Genomic DNA, 25,086 nt, shown 5'->3' with positions numbered 1-25,086 from the left:
CCAGATTTTACGCCGAAAAGGGAGCATCATCCAGGCGCATAATCATGATTTCACGGTGATTTTTGGTTTTTCAGGACCGACTATATAGCGCGCCGCAGATACCCAGTGCCAACCCTGCAATCGCAGCGTACTGACTGTCATCCCGCTTTTCGAAAAATGTCGATATCATGGCTCAACCTCGTTTTCATTGTTGTATGATGCAGCTTTTATCGTATCCTGCTGCGTTTGCGAAATATCAGAAGTTCGTAGCGCGACGTAGTAAACGCCCCGCTCGCTCCTTTACATGACCTTTTTCCCAGCTCATCGCACCATTGACCATCACCATTTCAATGCCAACGGCCGGTAGGGTCGGCTCGACGAAACTGGCACCATCCATGACACTATCGAAATCGAACAGCGTCAGATCTGCAAAGGCGCCTTCGCGGATCACACCACGATCGGTCAGACCGAAACGTGCTGCAGACATCGAAGTCATCTTGCGAATCGCCTCAGGCAATGCGAATAGCCCCTCATCGCGGCAGTAATGTCCGATCACGCGCGGAAAACTTCCCCATAATCGTGGATGCGGATTAGGGTCACCGGGCAGGCCGTCAGAGCCAATCATGGTCAGTGGATGAGCCAGTATCCGGCGCACATCCGCTTCATCCATATTGTGGTAGATCGCCCCCGCAGGCATTAATCGCTGTGCCGCTTCATGCAGCTCAACACCCCATTCCTGGGCAATCTCGCCAAGCAGGCGGCGCCCCATTTCAGGATGTGGTTTCGACCAGGTCACCAGGATGTCGAAGCGCTCGGAAACCCGCCACAGATCGAGCGTGGTCGAGCAGGCCGCATAGGGGTAGCAGTCGCAGTTACAGGGCTGCTGCCCAGCAGCCACTTCGAGTTTATCGAGGGCATGCTCGCTGTTGCCCCAGTTCTCCGGCTCGGCACATTTGAGATGCGAGATCACCAGTGGTACCCGGCCATGCCGAGCGGTCGCGAAGGCCTCATCCATCGCCTCGAACAGTTGATCGCGTTCGTTGCGCATGTGAGTGGTGTAAATACCACCCTCCTCGCCAACCACCTCAACCAGCGCCCTGACCTCGCTTTCAGGCGCCGAGCGGGCATTGGTATATGCCAGCCCGCTGCTGAGCCCTATAGCGCCCGCTTTCAAAGCGCTTCGCAAAGTGTCTTGCATCGCTTCGATTTCTGCCTCGCTGGCGGCACGATCGAAATCCCTCATAACGCCGGCACGTAATGTGGTATGGCCAATCAGTGCCGCCACATTGACCGTAGGAGCGGCAGACTCGACCGCACTGGCATAGCTTTCGAAGTTGATGAAAAAATCGTCGCTATCACCAAGCAGGTTCATTGGGTCCGGCACCTCTCCCGCGAGACGAACCGGCGAGGCGCTTATCCCGCAGTTACCGACAATCACGGTAGTGATGCCCTGGCTGATCTTGGGTAGCATCTGCGGCTGATGGATCGCACAGTTATCATCATGGGTATGAACGTCAATGAAGCCGGGCGCAAGGTAACGGCCCGCCGCCTCAACTACCCGGTCGGCATATGCCATGTCGAGCTCACCGATGGCAAGGATACGTTCGCCAACGACCCCTACATCAGCGATGAAAGGCGGGACGCCGGTTCCATCGATGATATGAGCGCGACGAATGATTACATCGAATGTCATGATAGCCTCCCGATCACGCCTTCAGCGCTCGACGCCGGTCTGTGAAGTGATGCGCCCGTAGTGCTCGATGCGGCGATGGCGGGCAAAGTCGAAGATGGTGGTCTTGCCGAACTGACAGCGGTCCATATCGCAGCGGGCGGTGATCAGTTCGTCACCTTCGCTGTCGGCCCGCGCCACCACGAAACCATCGGGGTCGACGATGATCGAGCCGCCCATCAACGGATGACCATCCTCGTCGCCGGCCTTGGCCACCGCGACCGCCCAGGTGGCATTCTGGTAAGCGCCTGAAGTAACCGACAGTTCGGAGTGATAGAGGCGCTTTTCCAGCCCTTCTCCAGCGTTCTGGGAGTTCACCGAGGGCGTGTTGTACCCCAGCATCACCAGTTCGACGCCCTGCAGCCCCATCACCCGCCATGTCTCGGGCCAGCGTCGATCGTTGCAGATGCACATCCCCATCAGGGTGCCGTCGTTGTCAAAGGTTTCGAAGCCAAGATCGCCCGGCTCGAAGTAGCGTTTTTCGAGATGTTGAAAATCGCGCTCGCTGTCATGTTCGACGTGCCCCGGCAGGTGCACCTTGCGATACTTGCCGATAATCTCGCCGCGGCGATTGGTCAGAATGGAAGTATTGAAGTGACGACCCTCGGGGGTCAGTTCGGCGTAACCGAAGGAGATGGCAATACCGTGCTCACGAGCGCGCTCGAACAACGGCCGGGTGGTCGCACCGGGCATCTCACGCTCGAACCAGTAATCTACCTCGCTCTGATCTTCCATGTACCAGCGTGGGAAAAAGGTTGTCAGCGCCAGCTCGGGAAACACCACCAGCTCACAGCCCTGTTCGGCGGCGCTGTCCAGCAGGGCCAGCATTCGCGCAACGACCGCCTCGCGACTGTCACTTTTCTGAATCGGGCCCATCTGGGCAGCGCCAATCATCCATTCACGCATTGCCTGTCCGCCTGATCAATTATTGTCGTTGAGACTCAGTGTCAGGACTTTCAAGGCGACTGTCTTATACCGATCTATCGGAAAGCTATAACTTTTTGTTAATGACGACTATCGTCCTCGCACTGACCCAGATCTGCCAACGCGACTTCAAGATGTTTGATAAAGGCCCGTGCCAGCTGTGATAACGGCTCGGTGCGATGGTATACCAGACTGACCATCAGCCTTTGTTCGACCGGCAGAGGGACTGCCGTCAGCCTGTCGCTGCGCCAGCCCCGCCAACTGAACTCGTCAATCAGCGCAATACCGCCCCCGGCATCTGCAAGTGCACAGGCATAATGCGGTGAGTCAACCTCGGTAGCCGGCCGCCAGGGCTCACCAGCGGCTTCGAAAGCGGTGCGGATATGCATACCAAACGGCGTTTCTGCGCCATAACCGATCAGTTCAAAATGACGCAATTCCGGTAGTGTGACGCTATCGCGACCGGCCAGCGGATGATCAGCCGGGCAGGCGCAGACCATGCCAGCGCGGTGCAGAGGATTGACTTCAAGATTGGGATGGCTGACCGGGAAGAGCGAGATACCCAAATCAGCCTGACGATCAAGCAACTGATCACGTAGCTGGGTATGGCGCTGACAGTCGAGACTGACCCGCACACCATGTTCTTGCCGAAAGCTTGTCATTGCCCTGGGGACCACCTGATGGCCGAGGCTCGAACTGGCCGCGATACGAACCACTCCCTGCCGCCTCTGGGTGAGATCGTAAAGCGTGCTGTTAACGCGCTGCACATCACGATAGACGTTCTCGACATCACGAAAAAGGCGACGCGCCTCGGGTGAAGGGTAAAGCCGGCCCTTGATGCGCTCAAACAGCGGAAAACCAATGCGCTGCTCGGTATGCGACAACATACGGCTGACCGCCGGCTGAGAAATCATCAGCACGCGGGATGCTCCGCTGATACTGCCGGTGGTCATTACCGCGCGAAAGACTTCGATCTGTCGCAGATTGAGCGCCATTCTGTCTGCCTCGTCTAACCCTGTTTGCAACCGATTACACCACTGAACGGTCCTGGGTTGAACGCCCCTCTCGATGAGCTTGCCCGGTACCACGACAAAAAAAACTTGTCGATCATCAAAAAAACATCGCTTGTCGCGCCCATCGCCATGGGCCAATGATGAATTGACTGACAACAACAATTCACGCTGGAGAGCCAATGGCAACGAGTTTCCACGGTGTTCGGGCAGGAGCGGATATCGGCGGCACATTTACCGATATAGCGCTCGAGGTGGGGAAGCAGCTCTACTCCGGCAAGGTCCTGACACGCCATGACGCCCCCGAGCAGGCCATCATCGAAGGGCTGCTGCAAACGCTTGAACGCGCCGGCGTCGAGCCGTCGCGGCTGGAAAGCCTGGTACATGGCACCACGCTGGCAACCAATGCGCTTATCGAGCGACGCGGCGCCCGTACTGCCTTCATTACCACCGAGGGTTTTCGCGACGTTATCGAGATGCGCACCGAGAGTCGCTTCGAACAGTACGATCTCAATATCGTATTGCCCAGGCCGCTGATTGCCCGTCAGCACCGCTATACAGTGGGTGGACGCATGAGTGCCGAGGGCACGGAGTTGGCGCCGCTGGATGAATCAGCGTTGGAAGAGGTGATCGACGCCATCAAGGCTTGTGGCTACGAGAGCGTCGCCGTCGGTCTGATGCACAGCTACCGCAATCCGGATCATGAACGCAGGGTACGTGAGCGTCTGCTGACACGGCTTCCGCAGCTGTCGGTATCGATCTCTTCGGAAGTTTCGCCGCAGATCCGTGAGTACGAGCGTTTCAATACCGTCTGTGCCAACGCTTTTGTCAGTCCCTTGATCGCCTCTTATCTGAACCGCCTGGCCAGCAGTCTCGAAGACTGCGGCATTGGCTGTCCGGTCTATCTAATGCACTCGGGCGGCGGCCTGATGTCGCTGGACAGCGCCGCCCGGTTTCCGGTCCGCCTGCTTGAATCCGGGCCGGCCGGCGGTGCGCTATACGCCGCCGACATTGCGGCACGTTATGGGCTCGATCGGGTCATCTCCTACGACATGGGCGGTACCACCGCCAAGATCTGTCTCATTCAGCACCAGCGCCCCCGGACCGCTCGCACCTTCGAGGTAGCGCGCAGTTGGCGTTTCAAGAAAGGTAGCGGCATGCCCATCTCCATCCCGGTGATCGAGATGGTGGAGATCGGCGCCGGCGGTGGTTCACTGGCACATGTCGACGAATTGCAACAGATCCGCATTGGCCCGGAGAGTGCCGGTTCAGAACCCGGCCCGGCCTGCTACGGCCGGGGCGGCGATGCGCCTACGGTCACTGATGCCGATCTCCTGCTGGGCAGGCTCGATGCCGACCACTTCGCCGGCGGCAGTCTGCGCCTTGAGCGCCGGGCAGCCGAAGCAGCACTCGATAGTGCCATCATCGACAGGCTGGGTGGCGATGCCATCGAAGCCGCTTACGGCATCGCCGAAATGGTCGACGAGAACATGGCCAACGCCGCCCGCGCCCATGCTGTGGAGAGCGGCCATGAGCTGGAGCGCTACACCATGATCGCCTACGGCGGCGCTGCTCCTCTGCATGCCGCACGGCTATGCGACAAGCTGGGTATCGATCAGCTGCTGGTACCTGCAGGCGCCGGCGTGGGCTCTGCGATCGGCTTTCTGCGCGCTCCTTTCGGCTATGAGTCACTACGCAGCGCCATCATGCGGCTGTCACACTTCGATCAGAAAAGTGTCAACGCCCTGCTGGCCGACATGCAGCAGGAGGCGACCACCTTCATCAGGGAGACGGGCTACCGCGGTGAGATCGAACGCGAACTCAGGGCCTATATGCGCTATGCCGGCCAGGGCTGGGAAATACCGGTTGAAGTTGACCGGGAGACGCTTGGCGAGGAAGAGATCGACCGTCTACGCCGGGATTTCATCGCCGAGTATGGTCGGGTTTTCGGACACGCCGTCGATGACCTTGATGTCGAGGTGGTCAGTTGGTCCCTGACGCTGCGCACTCCGCCGGCAGAGATCGAGCAACACCCGTTGTGCAGAAATCGGGCCACCGACGACGCACTACAGAGTGTCGAGCACCGCGCTCTCTTCGATACCGCCCGACGCGACTTCGGGCAGGCCAGGGTCATTGCCCGAGAGACCCTGCCCGCCGGCGTCAGCGTCAACGGCCCGATAATCGTCACCGAGGATGAAACCTCAACCATCGTGCCTGATGGCTTCGATGTTACCCGCCAGCAGGATGGCTGTCTGCTGATCGAGCGTCAGCGCAAGGAGACCTGAAATGAGCACCAGCCTACAGGTATCGCAACAGATCATGTGGAATCGGCTGATCGCGGTGGTCGAGGAGCAGGCGCTGACCCTGATCCGCACCGCCTTCTGCACCAGCGTGCGCGAGGCGGGGGACCTCTCCGCCGGGGTTTTCGATGCCAGCGGTCGCATGGTGGCCCAGGCAGTTACGGGTACGCCCGGACACGTTAACACCATGGCGGAGACGGTGTTCCATTTCATCGACCGTTTCGACGACATGGCGCCCGGCGATGTATTCGTCACCAACGACCCCTGGCTGGCGACCGGTCACCTGCACGATTTCACGGTGGTCACACCGGTATTTCGCCGGGGTCGTCGCATCGGTTTTTTCGCCTCCACCGCCCATGTGGTGGATATCGGCGGCCGCGGTTTCGGGCCCGATGGTCGCGAGCTTTATGAGGAGGGGCTGCTGATTCCGCCGCTGAGAATGTTCCGGACCGGCAGCGTCAATCAGGATCTGATCGATATCCTGCGCGGTAACGTGCGCGAAAGCGAGCAGGTGGTGGGAGACTTCTTCTCACTGGCGGTGTGTAACGACACCGGCCGCAAGCGTCTGCTGGAGATGCTCGATGAATTCGACCTGCCTGATATCGAGGAGCTTGCCGCCTTCATCTTCGAAAACAGTGGACGCGCCACTCGTGAAAGACTGGCAGCTCTGCCCGCCGGCGAATTTCGCTACCACATGCCGCTGGATGGCTATGATATTCCCATTGAACTGGCGGTTTCCCTGCACACCGGTAGTGAAACTCTGCACGCCGATTTCAGTGGCACCTCTGCGCAGAGCAGCTACGGCATCAATGTACCGTTGCCTTATACCAGGGCCTATGCATGCTATGGTCTCAAATGCGCACTGGCCCCATCGATTCCCAACAACTGGGCCTCGCTGCAGCCCTTCACCTTCAGCGCTCCGGACGACTGTATTCTCAACGCGCGACGTCCGGCGCCGGTCGCCGCACGCCACTTACTGGGCCACCTGGTCCCGGACCTGGTGCTGGGCGCGCTGCGCAAGGCCTGTCCCGATATTCCTCCGGCCGAAGGCGCCAGCGCACTGTGGAATCTGCAGATCAGCGCCCACCCTACCAGCGGAAGTGGCCCGAGCCGCGAGGTCCTGATGTTCAACAGTGGCGGCAGTGGTGCCCGGCCGCAGCTTGATGGCCTTGACGCTACCGCCTTTCCGAGCGGCGTTATGACCATGCCGGTGGAAGTAACCGAGAGCGTTGGCCCACTGGTGGTGTGGCGCAAGGAACTACGCCCCGACTCCGGCGGCGCGGGGCGCCAGCGCGGCGGCCTGGGGCAGCAGATCGAAATCGCCGCACGAGAAGGCTATACACTGACCTTCAATGCCATGTTCGAGCGCGTTGGGCATCCCGCACGCGGCCACGACGGCGGTGGCGAGGGTAGCGCCGGCGTGGTGGCGCTGGATGATGGTACCGCGCTACGCGCCAAGGGGCGCCAGGCCATACCGATCAACCGTCGGCTGGTGCTGAAACTCCCCGGCGGCGGCGGCTACGGGCTGCCCGATACACGCCCGGCATGCACGATCAAAAAGGATGTCGAGGCCGGCTACGTCTCCGAGCGAGCGGCAAGACAGCAATATCCTCATGCCTTCAGCACTGCCGGCGAAGAGTAATTAATCAACCTGACCGGCAACAAGAGCAAGACCCGGTCGCTACCCACCGAACCGACAATACCAACAATTCGATGGAGAATTTCCATGCCACGACTCAACCGTCTCTTTTGCTTTCTGATCAGTGGTTTGCTGCTGAGTCTGTCCGGCACCAGCCAGGCACAAACGCACTGGATCATGGCTACCGGCTATCCCCAGGATAACTTTTTCACGCACAACATCGAGATGTTCATCAAGGAAATCGAAGAGAAAAGCGACGGCGAACTCACCATCGACCTGCGCCCCAACGGCACTCTGATCAATCACGACGCCATCAAGCGCGCTGTACAGTCCGGCCAGGTGCAGATCGGCGAAATACGCCTCGGTGTCTACGGTAACGAAGATCCCATGTATCGACTCGACAGTCTGCCCGGCGCGGCCACCACCCTTGAGCAGGCCCGTCAGCTGTTGGAGGCACAGGCGTCCTATCTCGAAAAACTATTGTCCGAGGACAGCATCATTCCCCTCGCTTATGTGCCCTGGCCGGGACAGGGCTTTTTCACCAGCGTGCCGTTGAAGTCAGTAACCGACATGCAGGGCATGAAAATTCGTATCTACTCTCAGCCCACCCGACAAATGGCGGAGCAACTCGGTTTCCAGGCCACTATTTTGCCCTTTGCCGAGATCGCCCAGGCCTACTCGACGGGCATGATCAATTCGCTTTTTACCAGCGCACAAACCGGCATCGACATTCAGGTCTGGGACTATGCCCACTACTTCACCTATACCGGCACTTCGCACTCCAAAAACACCATTATCGTCAATCAGCGCGCCTTTCACGCACTCGGCGACGAGTTGCAAAGGATCGTGCTCGAAGCGGGCAAAAACGCCACCGAACGCGGCTGGGAGATGAGTCGACAGGCCGCTGCCAGCAATCAGGAAACGCTGGTCGAGAATGGCATGCAAATCGACCAGGCAAGCAATGACATTCAGCAGGCGATCGGGCAGATCGGCGACGACCTTTTAACACAGTGGCGTGAAAGCGCCTCTCCCGAGGCTCGCGATGTACTGGATCGCTATCTGCAGATGCGCAGCGGCAAACAGGACTGAGCCCCCGGCCGCTGTCGTATCGCCATGGCAGCGGCGCTCGCGTGACATGAAGGAAAATGCTGATGCGCAAATCCCTGGATAGCCTCTATCTGGCCAGTGGCGTGCTGGCGGCCATCTTTCTGGCGCTGATCGCCGTCTCGATTCTGTTTCAGATCGTCGGCCGCAGTCTTGGGCTCGTCGTCGACGCTACCGAGTTTTCCGGCTTCTGTCTGTCCGCCTCGACCTTTCTTGGACTCGCCTATTCGCTGCGTCATGGCGCCCACGTTCGAGTGGGTCTGCTCGTCGACGCGCTCTCCGGCAGCTGGCGCCGCCTGCTCGAAAGCTTCGTCTGCGCTGTCAGCGCCGGTGTGGTCGGCTGGCTGTGCTGGTGCGCAGCCCTCTATACCCAACAGAGCTACGAATATGGTGACCTGAGCCCGGGGCTTATCGCCGCGCCGCTGTGGATCCCGCAACTGGGCATAACGCTCGGTCTCGCGATTATGACCGTCGCTCTGCTGGATGAACTCTACCGGCTGATCCGTTATGGACGAGCCAACTACATCGACAACGATAGCGGGTCGCTGGAATAGGCCCCGGCATACCTCAAAACAAGAGGCTCTCATGGATCATACACTGGTCGCACTGCTTGTGATGTTCGGTGCTCTGATCGGCCTGCTCGGCGCGGGTATCTGGGTCGCAGTCGCACTGGTAGGCATCGGCTCGACGGCACTGGCGCTGTTTACCCCGGTGCCGGTGAGCAGCCTGGTCGCCTCCACCCTCTGGGAAGCCAGCTGGCAGTGGCCGCTGACCGCGCTGCCGCTGTTTATCTGGATGGGAGAGATCCTGTTCCGTACTCGACTCTCGCGCGACATGTTCAACGGCCTGGCCCCCTGGGTCAGCTGGCTGCCGGGGCGACTGCTACATGTCAATGTGCTGGGCTGCGGCATCATGGCCGCCGTCGCCGGCTCATCGGCGGTTACCGCTACCACCATCGGGCGCATGAGTCTGCCGGAGCTGCAGGCTCGCGGCTACGATGAGCGATTGATGATCGGCACCCTGGCCGGCTCGGGCACTCTGGGATTGATAATCCCGCCATCGGTAGTGCTGATCGTCTATGGCATTCTCGCCCAGCAGTCGATTGCGCGGTTATTCGTCGCCGGTATACTACCGGGCTTGCTGTTAATGGGACTGTTCATGGGCTATGTGGCGATATGGTCGCTGCTCAATCGCCATCGAATGCCCGCAAGGGAGCCGTCGCTGTCGCTGGTCGAGAAGCTGCGACGCTCCGCTCGCCTGATTCCGATGATTGTATTGATCATCGCGGTTATCGGCTCCATCTATAGCGGTATTGCCACGCCAACGGAGTCCGCGACCTTCGGCATCCTGGGAGCGCTGTTGATCGCCATGGCGACTGGCACGCTCAGCTGGCAGAGCTTTCGCGACAGCCTGATGTCGGCCACGCGGATCTCCTGCATGATCGCCTTTATCATCGTCACCGCCTCGGTACTCTCCAGTGCGGTCGCCTTTATCGGCATTCCTCAATACCTTGCCGGGATAGTCGATCAGATGCAGCTCTCCCCCGGCTGGCTGTTGCTGATATTGACGCTGATTTTCATCGTACTGGGATGTTTTCTGGAAGGTGTTTCCATCCTCGTACTTAGCAGCGCAATGATCCTGCCGATGCTGTCGAGCGCCGGTATTGACCTGCTGTGGTTCGGTATCTACGCCGTCATCATCATCGAGATGGCACAGATCACGCCACCAGTCGGTTTCAATCTGTTCGTGCTGCAGTCGATTACAGGGCGCTCGATCTGGCAGGTCACGTGCTCGACGATTCCTTTTTTCCTGCTGCTCTGTCTGGCAGCTTTTATCATCACGCTGATACCGGGGCTGGTGACCTGGCTGCCATCACTCGGCCGCGCCGGTAGCTGAATCAGGGGGAGAGTGCTCGGATGGGGATAGCAGGTCAATCAGCCAGCCGCGGAAAATCTCGACCAATTCTCCCGTGCGCGCTTCTTCACGATAAAGCAGAAAAAAACGTGGTAAACGATGATGCGGCAGCCGCCGCATAATGCCGAAACCCAGTGGCGCCATCAGACGCCCGGCATGAACCTCGCGAGCGGCCTCATGCTCGGAGATCAACCCGATACCGAGTCCTGCCAGGGCAGCATCCAGCATCGCTTCATTGGTATGAAAACGCATCATCGAATGGGCAGCCGAGACGTCAAGCCCCCATAGACCGAGCACGTCCTGCCATGGTTCATCGGTCAGCAGCGGGCTGATCAGGCAGTGCTCGAGCAGATCCACAGCTTTTTCGACGGGCTTGACCGCCAATAGCTCGGGAGTGGCTACCAGTTCCTTGAAATCATCGACCAATGCAACCTTCTCGAAACCTTCCCAGCCCTCATAGCCCCACTGGATTGCCATATCGATCTTGTCCTCGAAACCGCTGAGTTCGGCCCCGATCGAGATCTGCAGATCGACCTGTGGGTAGCGTGCGGTAAAGCCGGTCAGATTGGGAATCAGATAGTGCGAGGCAAACCAGGGGCTGACGTGCAATCGCAGCCGCCATGCCTCCTGCACTCGCTCGACACGGCGCATGCCCTCGGCGATACAGTCGAACCCCTGGCGCACATGCTCGGCAAGCAGGACGGCGGACGCCGTCGGCACCAGTAGACGCGAACGACGCACGAACAGCTCATGACCCATGCGGCTTTCAAGGGTTCGAATCTGGTGGCTGACGGCCTGGGAGGTGAGATTGAGCTCACGGGCTGCCGTCTGCACGCCCCCAAGTCGGACCACCGCTTCGAACACCAACAGGCCATTCAATGAGGGCAGTTGATAACGCTGATGTCCTTCGATCATGGCCAGCCCCATGGCTGAGTGTCACTCATATTAATGACCTCCCGAGGCAGGATGCTGATATCACCAGCGAGCGCAAGATTATTCTATGCCCATCACCTATCGGACAATATAGCGCCTTGTTGGCCCGGATCGGCACGCGCATCACTCAGGCATCGCGCTGCGCCATTTCAGCCTGGCGCGCGGCCAGCGTGTCGGCCTCGAAGCCGCCGAATATACCGGCGCCCTCCTCGCCGCGCATCGCCAGTTGACGAAAGCCACCGAACAGCTCACGCCCCATGCCCACATGGTAGTGGTCAAGGTTGGCGGTGGCTGGCTGACGCTCGGCCCACTCGGCGGGTGCCACCAGCGTATCGAGGGTGCCGGCGTTGGCGTCCAGGCGCACCACGTCGCCATCGCGCAGCTTCGACAGCGGCCCGCCGTCGAGCGCCTCGGGGCTGATATGGATCGCCGCCGGCACCTTGCCGGAGGCGCCGGACATGCGGCCATCGGTCACCAGCGCCACATGATGGCCGCGGTCCTGCAGCACGCCGAGGAAAGGCGTCAGTTTGTGCAGTTCGGGCATGCCGTTGGCCTTCGGCCCCTGGAAACGCACCACCACCACCACGTCGCGATCCAGTTCGCCGGCGTCAAAGGCCGCCTTGAGCTGGTTCTGGTCGTCAAAGATGCGCACCGCCGCCTCGACCAGCCGGTGCGACTGCTGCACCGCCGAGACCTTGATCACCCCACGACCGAGGTTGCCCTTCAGCACCGTCAGCCCGCCGGTGGGCGCAAAGGGGTTGGCGACCGGGCGCAGCACCTCTTCGTCGTGACTGCTTTCAGGCCCTTCGCGCCACACCAGCCGGCCCTCCTCGAGGAAGGGTTCGCGGGTATAGGCACTCAGTTCGGTGCCGAACACGGTGGGAATATCGCCGTGCAGCAGCCCCGCACCCAGCAGTTCACGGAACAGATAACTCATGCCCCCCGCCGCCTGGAAGTGGTTGATATCGGCGTGACCGTTGGGATAGACCTTCATCAGACTCGGCACCACCGCCGACAGGGCGGTGAAATCATCCCAGCTCAGCGTGATACCGGCCGCCGCCGCCATCGCGATCAGGTGCATGGTGTGGTTGGTCGAACCGCCGGAAGCCAGTAGTCCTACTACAGCATTGACGATCGCGCGCTCGTCGATCTGCTTGTAGAACGGGCGATAGTCACCGCCGGTGTCGGTGGAGAGCACCAGCCGCTCGGTAGCGTAGCGGGTCAGCGCCTCGCGCATTTCGGTACCGGGGTTGACGAAGGAGCTGCCGGGCAGATGTAGCCCCATCATCTCCATCATCAGCTGATTGGAGTTGGCGGTGCCATAGAAGGTGCAGGTACCGGGGCTGTGGTAGGAGCGCGACTCGGCCTCGAGCAGCTCTTCGCGGCTGGCGCGACCCTCGGCGAAGCGCTGGCGCACCCGCGCCTTCTCCTTGTTGGGAATGCCGCTGGTCATCGGCCCGGCGGGCACGAACATCGCCGGCAGGTGGCCAAAACGCGCCGCGCCGATGAAAAGCCCCGGCACGATCTTGTCACAAACGCCGAGATAGAGCGCGCCGTCAAACATATTGTGGGAGAGCCCCACGGCAGTGGCCATGGCGATCACATCGCGGGAGAAAAGCGACAGCTCCATACCCGGCTGCCCCTGGGTGACGCCGTCGCACATGGCCGGCACGCCGCCGGCGAACTGGGCGGTCGAGCCCATGGCACGGGCCGCCTCGCGGATGGTGTCGGGAAAGGTGGCAAACGGCTGGTGGGCGGAGAGCATATCGTTGTAGGCGGAGATAATGCCCAGGTTGGCGCTGTTGGTCAGCCTCAGCGTCTCTTTCTCGCCGGCGCCGCAGGCGGCGAAGCCGTGGGCGAGATTACCGCAGGAAAGCTCGCCGCGATGCACGCCACGGCGATACTGATCCGCCATGTGCTGCTCGTAGAGGGCGCGCCGCTCGGCGGAGCGCTCGCGAATACGCCGGGTCACTGCGGCGACGGTAACATTGAGAGTGTCAGCTTTTGCGCTCATCGGAGGTCCCCTGCACGGTCAGCGGTGTGCGGTCATGTCATATCATGTAGTTCTACTACATCCTATAATGCCACGCTTGGACCCATTCACGCACCCGGTCCGCCCTTTGCGAGGGCGATTACCAGGAGTTCACATGACTGATAAAGCCGTTTGCGCCGACGACCGCTACGTGGTCGCCGCGCTGTACAAGTTCGTTTCCCTGCCTGACTACCAGGACCTGCGCGAGCCGCTGCTCGAATTCATGCAGGCGCACGACATCAAGGGCACGCTGCTGCTCGCCGAGGAGGGTATCAATGGCACCGTGGCCGCCCGCCGCGAGGAAATCGATGCCCTGCTCGACTGGCTACGCCGCGATGCACGGCTCGAGGATATCGACCGCAAGGAGTCGCTGTGCGATGAGCGGCCCTTCTACCGCACCAAAGTCAAGCTCAAGCGCGAGATCGTCACCCTCGGTGTCGACGGGGTCGACCCCAACCGCCGGGTGGGCACCTATGTTGAGCCGGCGCAGTGGAACGCGCTGATCGACGACCCGGAAGTGCTGCTGATCGACACCCGCAACGACTACGAAGTCGAAATCGGCAGCTTCGAGGGCGCGGTCGACCCGCATACGAAGTCCTTTCGCGACTTTCCCGACTACGTCAGTGCCCATTTCGACCCCGCGCAGCACAAAAAGGTGGCCATGTTCTGCACCGGCGGCATTCGCTGCGAAAAGGCGTCGAGCTGGATGCTCGAGCAGGGCTTCGAGGAGGTCTACCACCTGCGCGGCGGCATTCTCAACTACCTCGAGCAGGTGCCCGAACAGCACTCGAAGTGGCACGGCGACTGCTTCGTGTTCGACAACCGGGTAACCGTGCGTCACGACCTCAGCGAGGGCGATTTCGAGCAGTGCCACGCCTGCCGCCGGCCGATCTCCGTCGAGGACCGCCGCTCGCCGCACTACGAAGCGGGCATCAGTTGCCCGCACTGCTGGCACGACCTGCCGGAAAAGACCCGCGCCGGCGCCCGCGAACGTCAAAAGCAGATCGAGCTGGCGCGAGCGCGCGGCGAGCCCCATCCCATCGGTCGCGATCCGCGTCGCGAGGAGTGAAGCCGGGCTGAAAAGACTGCGCTCAGGTAGAGTCGGGCTCTCCCATCCACTGCGACCACAGTGCCTGCACCCGCTCGCGATGTGTCGCAAAGCGTTCGGCACTGACGCGACTGCCGCTGCGCGCCAGCGCCGTGCGGTGGCTTTCGTCGCGGTAGGCAAGCCAGGCCTCGCGCAGCTGTTCGGCACCTTCCAACGGCAACTGGCCGGCGGCTTCGAGCGTCTCCAGCAGACGCATGTTGTCGGTGAAATCGAGCAGCGCCGGGGCGCGATGACTCATCGCCAGTACCGCATACTGGTTCATGAACTCGATATCGATCATGCCGCCCGGGTCGTGTTTGAGATGAAACTCACCGGCATCGAGCTGCTGTCGGCTGCTGCCCAGGTGGCGACGCATTCTATCGCGCATCTCGACCACCGCCTGGCGCAGTTCACCGCCGTCGCGCTCGCGCCCCAGTATCTCGCGGCGTAGCGCGTTGAAACGTGCTGCCAGCGTCTCGCTGCCGGCCACCGGGCGGGCACGCACCAGCGCCTGGTGCTCCCACACCCAGGCGTCACGGCGCTGGTAGTCGGCGAACGCCTCCAGCGACGACACCAGCAGCCCGGCATTGCCCGAGGGGCGCAGGCGCATATCGACTTCGTAGAGCGCGCCGGCCGGGGTGGTGGCACTCAGCATGTGGATGATGCGCTGCCCCAACCGAGCGAAGAACACCGGCGTATCCAGCTCCCGTTCGCCGTCAGTGCGCCCGCGCGGGTCGGCGTCATGCAAAAAGACAAGATCGAGATCGGAGCCGTAGCCCAGCTCGATGCCACCCAGCTTGCCGTAGCCGACGATCAGGAAATCGGGGTCATGGCGATCGATGGTCGTGCCGTCGCGACGCTTTGGCACCCCGTGCCGATCGACCAGGGCGCGCCATGCCAGCCGCAGCACCTGCTCCAGCACCACCTCGGCAATCATGGTGAGATGATCGCTGACCACCATCAGCTGACGGGCACCGAGAATGTCGGCCGCGGCCACGTTGAGCACCCGGGCATGGCGGAACAGTCGCAGCAACTCCAGCTGCGCCTCCTCGTCAGCCGGATCGAGCCGAGCCAGGCTCTGGCGCAGCTCGTCCTCCAGCGCGTTGCGGGAGGTCGGTGTGTAGAGACTGCGCGGGTCGAGCAGCTCGTCAAGCAGTACCGGATAGCGCGCCAGCTGTTCGCTGATCCAGGCGCTGGCGGCGCACAGCCGCACAAAGTGCGCCAGGGCGTCGGGATTCTCCTTGAGCAGTGACAGGTAGGCAGTACGGCGCAGTACCGATTCGACCAGTGACAGGGTCCGCTCGAGGGTCGTATCCGGGCTGTCGGTGGCCGCCACACTGGAGAGCAGCGCCGGCATCAGCGCATCAAGGCGCTCGAAACCAATGCGCTGCATGGTGGTCACCGCGCGGCCGTGGCGCAGCCGGCCGAGCCGTTCACGGGCGCGCGAGGGGTCATGGAAGCCCGACTCGGCCAGCAGCGCCACCGCCGCCTCGTCGTCGAAACTCTCCTGCCACAGCGAGCGCCACTCCTCCATGGCACCGGCCTCGATCAATTCGTGATCCGCCTCCTCGGGCGCCGCCACTACCTCATTGAAGCGCTGCCGCACCCGGGCGCGCACCTCATCGAGCTGCTCCAGCAGCGCCGGCCAGCCCTCCTTGCCCATAGCGAAGGCGATACGCGAGCGCGCCTCGTCCTCCTGCGGCAATGACTGGGTCTGGCGGTCATCGAGCCCCTGCAGGGCGTGCTCCAGGTCGCGCAGAAAAACGTAGTCAGCCATCAGCGCTCGCGCGTCGTGGCGCTCGATCAGTTCCAGTTTTTCGAGGTGCCGCAGCGCCAGATACAGCGAAGGCGTCTGCAGCTCGGTCACACGACCGCCGCGAATCAGCTGAAAGGCCTGCACCACGAACTCCACTTCGCGAATGCCGCCGGCACCCAGCTTGATGTCCTCCTCGCGACCGCTGCGGCGCACCTCACGGTTGATCAGTGCCTTCATCTCGCGCAGCGATTCGATGGCGCCGAAATCGATGTACTTGCGATAAACGAAGGGCCTGAGCTCGTCGATCAGCCGTTCGCCGGCCTCGATATCGCCGGCCACCGGACGCGCCTTGAGCATGGCGTAGCGCTCCCACTCGCGTCCCTGGCTCTGATAGTAGGAGAGCGTGGCGGCGAAGCTATTGACCAGCGGCCCACCGTCGCCCAGCGGCCGCAGGCGCATGTCGACGCGAAAGACGAAGCCGTCGGCAGTGACGGCGTCGAGCGCAGCGATCAGTTTCTGCCCCAGGCGGGTGAAGTACTCCTGATGGTCGAGCGAGCGCTCGCCGCCGACGGTCTGTCCCTTTTCGGGCCAGGCAAATATCAGATCGATATCCGAGGAGAGATTGAGTTCACCGGCGCCCAGTTTGCCCATCCCCAGCACCACCAGCCGCTGGAAACGCCCCTCGCTGTCGGGCGCCGGATGGCCGTAGCGTTGGGCAAGAGCACGCTCGTGAAAGGACAGCGCGGCCTCCAGGCACACCTCCGCCAGACGCGATACCGCAGCGGCGATCGCCCAGGCATCGCCATGATTGTTGCGGTCGCGCCAGATGATCGCCACCATCCGCTCGCGACGAAAGCGGCGCAGCGCCCGCTGCATCTGCTCCTCGCTCTCGCACCCCTTCAGCGCCGCTGCAAGCTGCTTTTCCAGCTGCTCCCGCGAGGGCGCCGCATCCAGCTCGTTATGCGCCAGCAGACGATCGAGCATGGCGCCGTCAAGGCTCAGCGACTTCGCCACGAAATCGCTGGCCGCCAGGGTGACGGCCAGCTCGCGCAGGCGTTCGTCGTCCAGTCTGGCCAGCAGGGCATCGTCGAGGGCATCGAAGTGATGGCGAACTCGAGTGGCCAGCTCATCGGACAGGGCTGCGAGTACGGCTTGCAGTGGCATGCTGGAATCTCGGCTAATGGATGGCGATGTCAGGATGTTGGCACCCTGAGTGCAGTGATGACAGATGCAGCAGGCAACGGCAAGTCCGGCATCCCCCAATAAGTGCCACCAAAGTTATTCACCGGCGGCACATGACGTCGGCCCGAACCTGTTAACATGCCGCTATTTGGAGCGCGATTGACCTTGCCCGCCGTCCCCTCCTCCGCGCTGCGCTGGTCGGCACTGATGCTGTGCTGCGCGCTTGCAAGCCTGCTCCTTCAGTTTCTGAACATGCCCGCCGGCGCCCTGATCGGCCCCATGGGGGTATCGATACTGTTCGGCATCTTCGTCGGCCGACTGGCATTGCCGCGGGTGCTGTTCAAAAGCGGTCAGGGAGTGATCGGCCTCCTGATCGCCCAGTCGATGACGCTTTCTGTACTCTCGACCATTCTCGCCGAGTGGCCCGCCATGCTGCTGGCCACCGCCATCACCCTGGCGCTGAGCACGGTGGTGGGTATCGGCCTGGTGCGCTACGGCGGACTGCCCGGCACCACCGCCGCCTGGGGCACCACCCCGGGCGCGGCCTCGGCAATGGTGCTGATGGCCGAGGAAGCCAACGCCGATCCGCGTATCGTCGCCGCCATGCAGTACGTGCGGGTGATCAGCGTGGTGTTGGCGGGAGCGCTGGTGAGCCACTGGCTGGGGGTCTCGCCCTCGGCGGCACAGGCCGACAACGGGCCGCAGTGGCTGCCCGCCCATCCGGCCGGCCTCGCCGCTTCCGCCGCACTGCTGCTGGTCGGCGTGACCCTGTGTGACCGCCTGCTGCCGGCCGGTGCGCTGCTGGGACCGATGTTTCTCGGCAGCCTGGTGCAGCTCTCCGGCGTGATCGAGCTGGAGGTCCCGCTGCCGGTACTGGAGATCGCCTACGCCTGCATCGGCATCTATGTAGGACTGCGTTTCGATCGCGAGACGGTGCGCAACGTGATGCACGCCTTCAAATGGATGCTGCTCGCTTCGCTGCTGCTGATCGCCTGCTGCGCCCTTTCGGCGCTGTTGCTGGTCAAACTGATGCAGAGCGACTTTCTCACCCTCTACCTGGCGACCAGCCCGGGCGGGCTCGACGCCATGACCATCATCGCGCTGGAGACCAACGCCGATGTTGCCATCGTCGCCGCACTTCAGGTGCTGCGCCTGTTCGTGGTGATCCTGATCGGCCCGAGCATGGCGCGCTTTGTCGCCCGTTTCGCGCGCGATAATGGATAACCCGGGATTTCCGATCGGCGCACGGCCAGCTACCCTGAGCGACAGAGATCGCCCTGCCTGCGGAGAGTCCTGACCATGCCGAATTCACTTCACGTCGTCGCCGGTTGCCTGCTCGACGGTCAACGCCGGCTGCTGCTGGTACGCAAGCAGGGCTGCGCGCTGTTCATGCTGCCCGGCGGCAAGCCCGAGGCCGGCGAACGGCCGATGGAGACGCTGTCGCGGGAGTGCCGCGAGGAGCTGGGGGTGAGTCTGGAAGAAGAGGCGCTGAGCATGCTGGGACGTTTTCGCTCGACGGCCGCCAATGAGCCCGACACCCCGCTGGATGCCGACGTCTTCGTCATCGAAGCGCTGGACGGTGTTCCCGCCGCAGCCAACGAGATCGCCGAGCTGCGCTGGTTCGCCCTGGAAGATGACGACAGCGTGCTGGCGCCGCTGCTGCGCGACGAGGTGCTGCCGGCGCTGCGCCAGCGCTTCGGTATCGACCATGGCCGATAACACCGAAAGACGAGTGGCGCTGGCGCTTCTGAGCGAGCGCCACGAGGTGCTGCTGTCGCGCCGCGACGACCAACCCCTGCATACGCTGCCGTACCTGAGCGTAGATCGCAATGCCGACGATGAAGCCCTCGAACGGGCGCTGGCAGAACTGCTCGATGGACTGATCGAGGCCCCCGAAACCCTCGACAGACCCGTCTGGCTGGGCCGTTTTATCCTGCCCGACGAGCGCGGCCGGCATACCGCCCTGGTGGAGCTTTACACCACGGCCCTGCCGGCTGGTATCCGCCTGCGCCGTCAGAGCGGCCAGGTGCGCGGCTGGGCAGCGCTGACCGCGCCGGCCCCTGAAGGGGTTATTCAGCCGGCGATCGAATTACAGATTCTGCCGGTGCTGGCATCGCTGGTGGCGAGCGGCCGGGCGTGCGAATAACTCGGCGGTGCACGCTTCTCATGTAGATCGCCCCAACAACCACTGACGAAAAAGCGCCGCGGCACCGCTGTCGCGGCGCCCTTCAGGGGTCAACAGCGACAGTCGGCCGCTGCTGTCGATCTCTTCATCAAGCGCCTTCACCAGCTGACCGTCATTCAACTCATGCTCCAGCAGACGGGTCCAGCCCAGCGAGATGCCCTGACCGGCGAGGGTGGCATTCATCAAGAGCTGATAGCTGTTGGCAGACAGGGTGCGCGCCGGCTCGCGCCACTGACCGCCAAGCGCCTCATACCAGTTACGCCAGGTCAGCCAGTCGTTGAAGTGGTCTTCCACCACCAATAGTACATGACGCGCCAGCATCTCCTCGACGCTGGCGATAGCGCCTTCTCGTTGCAGATAGGCCGGCGAACAGAGCGCCGCCACCCGCTCGACATCGAATATCGGTTCGGCTATCAACCAGTCGGGATCGACCTCTCCGGGCAGATGGTAATAGATGCCCAGATCGAACTCGCCGGGTATCAGTCGCGCGGGATTTTCGACAATCAGCATGCGGATACTGATATCGGGGTAGCGGCGCTGAAAATCGGGCAGCTGACGCGCCAGCCAGAAGGAGGCAATAGTCGGCGTGGAAGCCAGCGTCAGCAGCTTTTCGTCGGGGCGATGGCGCAGTTCGGCACTGATATCGCCAAGATCAAGCAACACCTGACGCACCACTCGATAATAGCGCTCACCGGCGGGCGTCAGCCGCAGGCCGGAGAGACGTCGCTCGAACAGGGGCTGGCCAAGGTCCTCCTCCAGCCGCTGAATGCGACGGCTGACAGCGCTCTGAGTGAGCGCCAGCTCGGCGCTGGCACGAGTGATGCCACCCAGCCGGGCGGCGGCCTCGAAAGCGCTCAGACAGTTGAGCGGCGGCAGGGCGTGACGTGACGACATGCTGAATGGATCGCTCTTCGTAACAGAAAGCCGAAAAACGATAGCCTAACGCCTTACACCGCGCCGCGCTCGATCTGACGCTGCCAGCTTCGCTCACTGACCCTGTCTTCGCCCTCGCAGGCGATCTGCTCGGCCTGCAGATAAAACCGCTCGCCATCGCAGTGGAGCCAGTAGCGGCTGACCACTTCGACGGCAAACTGCCCCTCTCCCTCTTCGCGGCAGGCGCGATAGACCCACTCGATCTCGGCGCGGGTGCGGCCGGCGTCGGTGGGGTGACTGGTATAGACCTCGCGGGCACGCTGCTCGACCCGCAGACCGTGATCGAGAAAGCGTACGTCGCCCATGTCATCCTCGACCGTCACCGTCACTTCACCACTGGCTACGTCTTCGCTGACCGTGCGGCGCGGCGCGGCAGAGCGCAGCACCTGCTGGCGACAGGGCGTGGCCCCCTCCGGCACCTCGAAGGGATTGTCGATGTAGGCGAGCTTCGACACCGGCAGGGTCAGCCGCGGCGTTCCAGCCAGCAGAGTGAGATCGGCACGCTGGCGTGGCGACCACAGCATCGGGAAACTGGCGCTGGAGAGCGCAATGCGCAGCCGATGGCCGGGCGGCAGACGATAGCCGATCAGATCCAGCGCCAGTTGCACCTTCATCGGCTCACCGGAAACCGGCGGCTCGACCCGACCCGGGTCGTGGCGCAGCGCCAGATTGAGCGTGCCCCAGGTGATCAGCGCGCTGTCGCCATCCGGGGAGACATCGCACAGCCGGGCGACCAGCTGACCACAGGCGGCGTCGCTGGTCACTTCGATATCGAGGCTCGGCTGGCCAAGCAAATCCAGCCCATCAGGCCACACGGCGGAGTCGAAGGTCAGTGCCAGGCCGTCATCGCGACGCTGATCGGGGGGCATGTCGGCACCGTACCACAGGCCGATATACTCACCGTGCAGGGCGCCGGCAGTCAGCGGCGAGGCGATGCGTCGCGGCGCCGAGAGCCCACCTGTTGGCTCAAGACCGGTATCAGCCAGCACCAGCGCCAGCGGTTCGATCTCATCGTGCGAGGCGGGCCAGCCGGCGGTTCGCACCCACTGCCCCGGGCGCTCGTCGTAGCGCGGCGCCGGCGCCAGCCCGTCCTGCAGGTAGAAAGTGCACTGCGGCTCATCCATGACCCCGTTATCGATGCCCTTGAGCCAGTAATCCCACCAGCGTAGCGCCTCCTGTAGAAAGCCGATCGCCGGCTCGGGAATGGCGAAGTGCGGGTATTTGTGAATCCAGGGGCCGACCAGCGCCTTCCTCGGGCACTCGAGGCTCTCCATCAGGCGCGGTACCGCATTCATGTAGGCGTCGCCCCAGCCGCTGATGGCGTAGACCGCAGCCTCGATATCACCGGGATTTTCGCACACCGAGCCATGCCGCCAGTAGTTGTCGCGATGCTGATGACGCATCCAGATATCCGCCAGCAGCGGCATGTTGTCGAGCCGCTCGCGCCACATGGCGCGCCAGCGCTCGCCCACCAGCTGCGGGTCGGGCGGTGCGGCGGAGAAGCTGAGCATGGTCGCCGCCCAGGCAAGATTCTCCAGCAGCATATTGCCGCCCTTGTAATGAATATCGTCGGCGTAGCGGTCGTCGGTGGAGCACAGGGTGATAATGGCCTTCAGCGGCTCGGGATCGATCTCGGCCAGCTGCAGACTATTGAAGCCTCCCCATGAGATCCCCATCATGCCGAGCCTGCCATTGCACCAGGGCTGGCGAACGATCCAGTCGATGACCTCCAGGGCGTCGAGCTGCTCCCGGGGGGCATATTCGTCAGCCATCAGGCCGTCGGACTCACCGTTGCCGCGCATATCGACACGAATACAGGCGTAGCCGTGGCCGGCAAACCAGGGGTGGGTCAGCTCATCGCGCACCGCCGTACCGTCGCGCTTGCGATACGGCAGGTATTCCAGAATGGTCGGCACCGGCTGCGCTTCGCAGCCTTCGGGAAGCCACAGGCGCGCCGCCAGCCGGGTACCGTCGGCCAGCCCGATCCACTCGTTTTCGATTTCGCGCACGGCGTATGGAAAGTCTTCCCTGATCTGCATCAGGTGTCCTCCTGATCCCGGTTGGAGAAACGTTGGACGCTGCGCTCACGCAGTTGATCGAACAGCGGCTTTTCATCGAGGCGCGACGGATCGGCGATCCAGCGCCACAGCGACAGTGACGCCAGCAGTATCATCAGCATGGCCGGCAGGCCGCCGAGATTGGAGAGCATCTTGATACCGTCGATACCCACGAAGCTGGTCATGACCCAGGCGACAATACCGATCACCGCCCCCCACACGATCTTGACCGGCAGCGCGCCGCTCATGTCGGAATCGGCGGTCAGCCCCCGGGTGCAGAGATTGCCGATGGCATCGGTATTGGAATCCGCGGCGGTGACGTAGGAGATAAAGGCAACAAAGAGCAGCACTGGCACGGTGATGGCCGACAGCGGCAGATTACCGAAAAGGGTATAGAGCACCTGGTCGATGCCTTTATTGGAGAGAACGTCGTAGAGCTGCGAGCCGCTGTCGATGTCGAACTTGAGCGCCGCGGTGGAGAAGATCACGATCCAGATCATCGAGAAAAGCGCCGGAAATATCAGCGCAATGTTGATGAAATCGCGCACCGTATAGCCGCGCGAGATACGCCCCAGAAAGAGGGCGGTGACCGGCGCCCAGGCAAACCATACCGCCCAGTAGAAGATGCTCCACGACTGCGCCCAGTCGTCATTGGCGGCGGTACCGGTATAGAGGCTTTTGGTGAAGAAGTTGTCGAGATAGTTGCCCAGCGACTCGGTGCCCAGTCCCAGCATGTAGAGCGTCGGCCCGGTCACCAGCACAAAAACACCCAACCCCAGCAGTAGCCAGGTATTGAGCGAAGAGAGCCTGGCAATACCGCGCTGCAGGCCGGTGGCGGCGGAGACCACGAAGGTCACCACGATCGCGGCGGTCACCAGCGCCAGTTTCAATGGACTGGCCTCGCCACCGATGTAGCTGTTGATGCCACCAGTGATGGTCAACGCGCCGGTCCCCAGCGACGATGCCATACCGGCCACCAGCGCATAGAGCGCCACCGCATCGATCAGCCCGCCGACCCGACGCACTCGCGAAAAACCGAACAGCGGCTCGAACATACTGGCGATCGAGAAGCGCTGACGGCGGTTGTAGAGCACCAGCGCGAAGAGCAGCGCCGGCATCGCGTAGATGGCGTAGGGCGTCAGCGTCCAGTGCAGAAACATGGTCGAGATGGCAAAGCGCGCCGCATCCGGCGACGTCGCCGCGATATCCATGCCCGAAGGCGGCGAGTGGTAGTGGTAAAGCGGTTCGGCAGTGGTCCAGAACAGAATGCCTACCGCCAGGGTGGTACACAGCGTGATCGAAAACCAGCGTAGCTTCGACAGCAGTGGCTCGGCGTTTTCACCGCCAATGCGCACCCGTCCCAGCGGCGACACATAGACGATCACGGCCAGCACCAGCATGTAGAGGCTACCGAGGCTGAACAGCCAGGAAAAATTGTCCAGCACCAGGCTGTTGAGATGGCTGGTGACAGCCAGGAAGGCGTCGAGATTGATGAAACTGGCCACCACCGCGGCCATCAGAATCAGGAAAACCGGCCAGAATACGAAAGGCCGAATGCTATGAGACATATCGGAAGCACCCTTCACTTTATCGTTATGGACCGCCGGCGACATGCCGATGCGGCATCTACACGCCCCATGAGGCTCGCAAACGACGCTCGTGACAAACGTTCATTGCGTATACCCCCATGCCCTCAGGACATGATGCAGTGATATGGCACAACGCCATCCAGCGGCCTGCGGGATTGCAGGATCAGGGTTTATGGCGTGCGCGGGGCGAACGGCATGACGAAGAGATCATTCCCCGGAGGCATGGCGACGCCACATCATGGTGACGCCACATCCGGGCCCGGGTGGAAAAGGCAGGAAGAAAAATAGCGCTTCTAAAGACCGATGAGACGAGCGATCAGCAATCCGCCCCACACCAGAAAGACGAAAAGAACGGAGAGGAAGACGGCGGCGGAGCCAAGATCCTTGGCGCGCCCGGAGAGCTCGTGATGTTCAACGCCGATGCGATCGACCACACTCTCCACCGCCGAGTTGAGCAGTTCGACGGCCATCACCAGCAGGGCGCTGCCGATCAGTAAAAGCCATTCCACAAAACTGCTCGCCAGCCAGAAGGTGGCAGGCAGCAGCACGATAGCCAGCACCAGCTCCTGGCGAAAGGCCGCCTCGTTGTGCCAGGCGGCCACCAGCCCCCGGAAGGAGTAACGGGTTGAATGAAAAAGCCGCTTGAAGCCGGTATGGCCGGGTTTCATGGCGTTGGTTCCTGTCGGGCGCGCACGGTATCAGGGCAGCAGGCGCATGCTACCAAAGGCGCGGG

Annotated in this window: 19 protein-coding genes; 9 read left to right on the top strand and 10 right to left on the bottom strand. The window is 62.2% G+C overall.

Features of this window, described 5'->3' with window-relative positions:
• Positions 1–235: 235 nt before the first annotated feature.
• The 3 genes from H146_RS0107395 to H146_RS0107385 form a co-directional block, all read right to left on the bottom strand.
• Positions 236–1,672 (bottom strand): N-acyl-D-amino-acid deacylase family protein, encoded by a 1,437-nt coding sequence (locus tag H146_RS0107395; RefSeq protein WP_026351823.1) that lies wholly within the window; start codon positions 1,670–1,672, stop codon positions 236–238.
• Between the two features lie 21 nt (positions 1,673–1,693).
• Positions 1,694–2,614 (bottom strand): N-carbamoyl-D-amino-acid hydrolase, encoded by a 921-nt coding sequence (locus H146_RS0107390; protein WP_019951237.1) that lies wholly within the window; start codon positions 2,612–2,614, stop codon positions 1,694–1,696.
• Between the two features lie 98 nt (positions 2,615–2,712).
• Positions 2,713–3,831, bottom strand: a complete 1,119-nt coding sequence (locus H146_RS0107385; RefSeq protein ID WP_211213304.1) for a LysR family transcriptional regulator — start codon at positions 3,829–3,831, stop codon at positions 2,713–2,715.
• On the opposite strand from H146_RS0107385, the gene H146_RS0107380 reads away from it, so the two are divergent.
• The 5 genes from H146_RS0107380 (at position 3,825) to H146_RS0107360 (ending at position 10,581) form a co-directional block, all read left to right on the top strand.
• Positions 3,825–5,927 carry a hydantoinase/oxoprolinase family protein gene (locus H146_RS0107380; RefSeq protein WP_019951235.1) on the top strand — a complete coding sequence of 701 codons (2,103 nt, stop codon included), beginning with the start codon at positions 3,825–3,827 and terminating at the stop codon, positions 5,925–5,927. The genes H146_RS0107385 and H146_RS0107380 overlap by 7 nt on opposite strands.
• Position 5,928: 1 nt before the next feature.
• The gene (locus tag H146_RS0107375; RefSeq protein ID WP_019951234.1) at positions 5,929–7,584 is read left to right on the top strand and encodes a hydantoinase B/oxoprolinase family protein; all 1,656 of its coding nucleotides are present in this window, start codon (positions 5,929–5,931) and stop codon (positions 7,582–7,584) included.
• A gap of 84 nt (positions 7,585–7,668) precedes the next feature.
• Positions 7,669–8,670: a TRAP transporter substrate-binding protein gene (locus tag H146_RS0107370; RefSeq protein WP_019951233.1), complete on the top strand. Its 1,002-nt coding sequence runs from the start codon at positions 7,669–7,671 to the stop codon at positions 8,668–8,670.
• A 62-nt stretch (positions 8,671–8,732) separates the two neighbouring features.
• Positions 8,733–9,239: a TRAP transporter small permease gene (locus H146_RS0107365; RefSeq protein WP_033195553.1), complete on the top strand. Its 507-nt coding sequence runs from the start codon at positions 8,733–8,735 to the stop codon at positions 9,237–9,239.
• Positions 9,240–9,270: 31 nt separating this feature from the next.
• Positions 9,271–10,581 carry a TRAP transporter large permease gene (locus tag H146_RS0107360; protein WP_019951231.1) on the top strand — a complete coding sequence of 437 codons (1,311 nt, stop codon included), beginning with the start codon at positions 9,271–9,273 and terminating at the stop codon, positions 10,579–10,581.
• Here the strand turns inward: H146_RS0107360 and H146_RS0107355 are convergent.
• On the bottom strand, positions 10,558–11,514 hold the full coding sequence (locus H146_RS0107355; protein WP_169433465.1) for a LysR substrate-binding domain-containing protein: 957 nt from the start codon (positions 11,512–11,514) through the stop codon (positions 10,558–10,560). The two genes, H146_RS0107360 and H146_RS0107355, sit on opposite strands and share 24 nt — an antisense overlap.
• 145 nt (positions 11,515–11,659) lie before the next feature.
• Positions 11,660–13,546 carry a phosphogluconate dehydratase gene (gene edd, locus H146_RS0107350; RefSeq protein WP_019951229.1) on the bottom strand — a complete coding sequence of 629 codons (1,887 nt, stop codon included), beginning with the start codon at positions 13,544–13,546 and terminating at the stop codon, positions 11,660–11,662.
• 133 nt (positions 13,547–13,679) lie between these two features.
• On the opposite strand from edd, the gene trhO reads away from it, so the two are divergent.
• On the top strand, positions 13,680–14,633 hold the full coding sequence (trhO, locus tag H146_RS0107345; protein WP_019951228.1) for an oxygen-dependent tRNA uridine(34) hydroxylase TrhO: 954 nt from the start codon (positions 13,680–13,682) through the stop codon (positions 14,631–14,633).
• 22 nt (positions 14,634–14,655) lie between these two features.
• Here the strand turns inward: trhO and glnE are convergent, their stop codons facing one another.
• On the bottom strand, positions 14,656–17,571 hold the full coding sequence (glnE, locus tag H146_RS0107340; RefSeq protein ID WP_019951227.1) for a bifunctional [glutamate--ammonia ligase]-adenylyl-L-tyrosine phosphorylase/[glutamate--ammonia-ligase] adenylyltransferase: 2,916 nt from the start codon (positions 17,569–17,571) through the stop codon (positions 14,656–14,658).
• Between the two features lie 177 nt (positions 17,572–17,748).
• Between glnE and H146_RS0107335 the strand changes: the two genes are divergently transcribed.
• The 3 genes from H146_RS0107335 (at position 17,749) to H146_RS0107325 (ending at position 19,735) form a co-directional block, all read left to right on the top strand.
• Positions 17,749–18,813, top strand: a complete 1,065-nt coding sequence (locus H146_RS0107335; protein WP_019951226.1) for an AbrB family transcriptional regulator — start codon at positions 17,749–17,751, stop codon at positions 18,811–18,813.
• A 75-nt stretch (positions 18,814–18,888) separates the two neighbouring features.
• Complete coding sequence (locus H146_RS0107330; RefSeq protein WP_019951225.1) at positions 18,889–19,308, top strand: NUDIX hydrolase; 420 nt, start codon at positions 18,889–18,891, stop codon at positions 19,306–19,308.
• Entirely contained in the window at positions 19,298–19,735 is a 438-nt protein-coding gene (locus H146_RS0107325; RefSeq protein ID WP_019951224.1) for a hypothetical protein, read from the top strand. The genes H146_RS0107330 and H146_RS0107325 overlap by 11 nt, the downstream gene beginning before the upstream one ends.
• Positions 19,736–19,753: 18 nt before the next feature.
• Here the strand turns inward: H146_RS0107325 and H146_RS0107320 are convergent, their stop codons facing one another.
• The 4 genes from H146_RS0107320 to H146_RS0107305 form a co-directional block, all read right to left on the bottom strand.
• The gene (locus tag H146_RS0107320) at positions 19,754–20,668 is read right to left on the bottom strand and encodes a LysR substrate-binding domain-containing protein (RefSeq protein WP_019951223.1); all 915 of its coding nucleotides are present in this window, start codon (positions 20,666–20,668) and stop codon (positions 19,754–19,756) included.
• A 53-nt stretch (positions 20,669–20,721) separates the two neighbouring features.
• Positions 20,722–22,746: a CocE/NonD family hydrolase gene (locus H146_RS0107315; protein ID WP_019951222.1), complete on the bottom strand. Its 2,025-nt coding sequence runs from the start codon at positions 22,744–22,746 to the stop codon at positions 20,722–20,724.
• A complete protein-coding gene (locus tag H146_RS18785; protein WP_019951221.1) occupies positions 22,746–24,332 on the bottom strand; it encodes a BCCT family transporter in 1,587 nt (528 codons plus the stop codon). Before H146_RS18785 ends, H146_RS0107315 begins: the two co-directional genes overlap by 1 nt.
• Before the next feature lie 314 nt (positions 24,333–24,646).
• Complete coding sequence (locus H146_RS0107305) at positions 24,647–25,021, bottom strand: diacylglycerol kinase (protein WP_019951220.1); 375 nt, start codon at positions 25,019–25,021, stop codon at positions 24,647–24,649.
• Positions 25,022–25,086 lie beyond the last annotated feature (65 nt).

Source organism: Kushneria aurantia DSM 21353 (assembly GCF_000382245.1).
In the GTDB taxonomy this organism is placed as follows: Bacteria; Pseudomonadota; Gammaproteobacteria; order Pseudomonadales; family Halomonadaceae; genus Kushneria; species Kushneria aurantia.
This window is presented reverse-complemented; position numbering and strand designations above follow the sequence as displayed.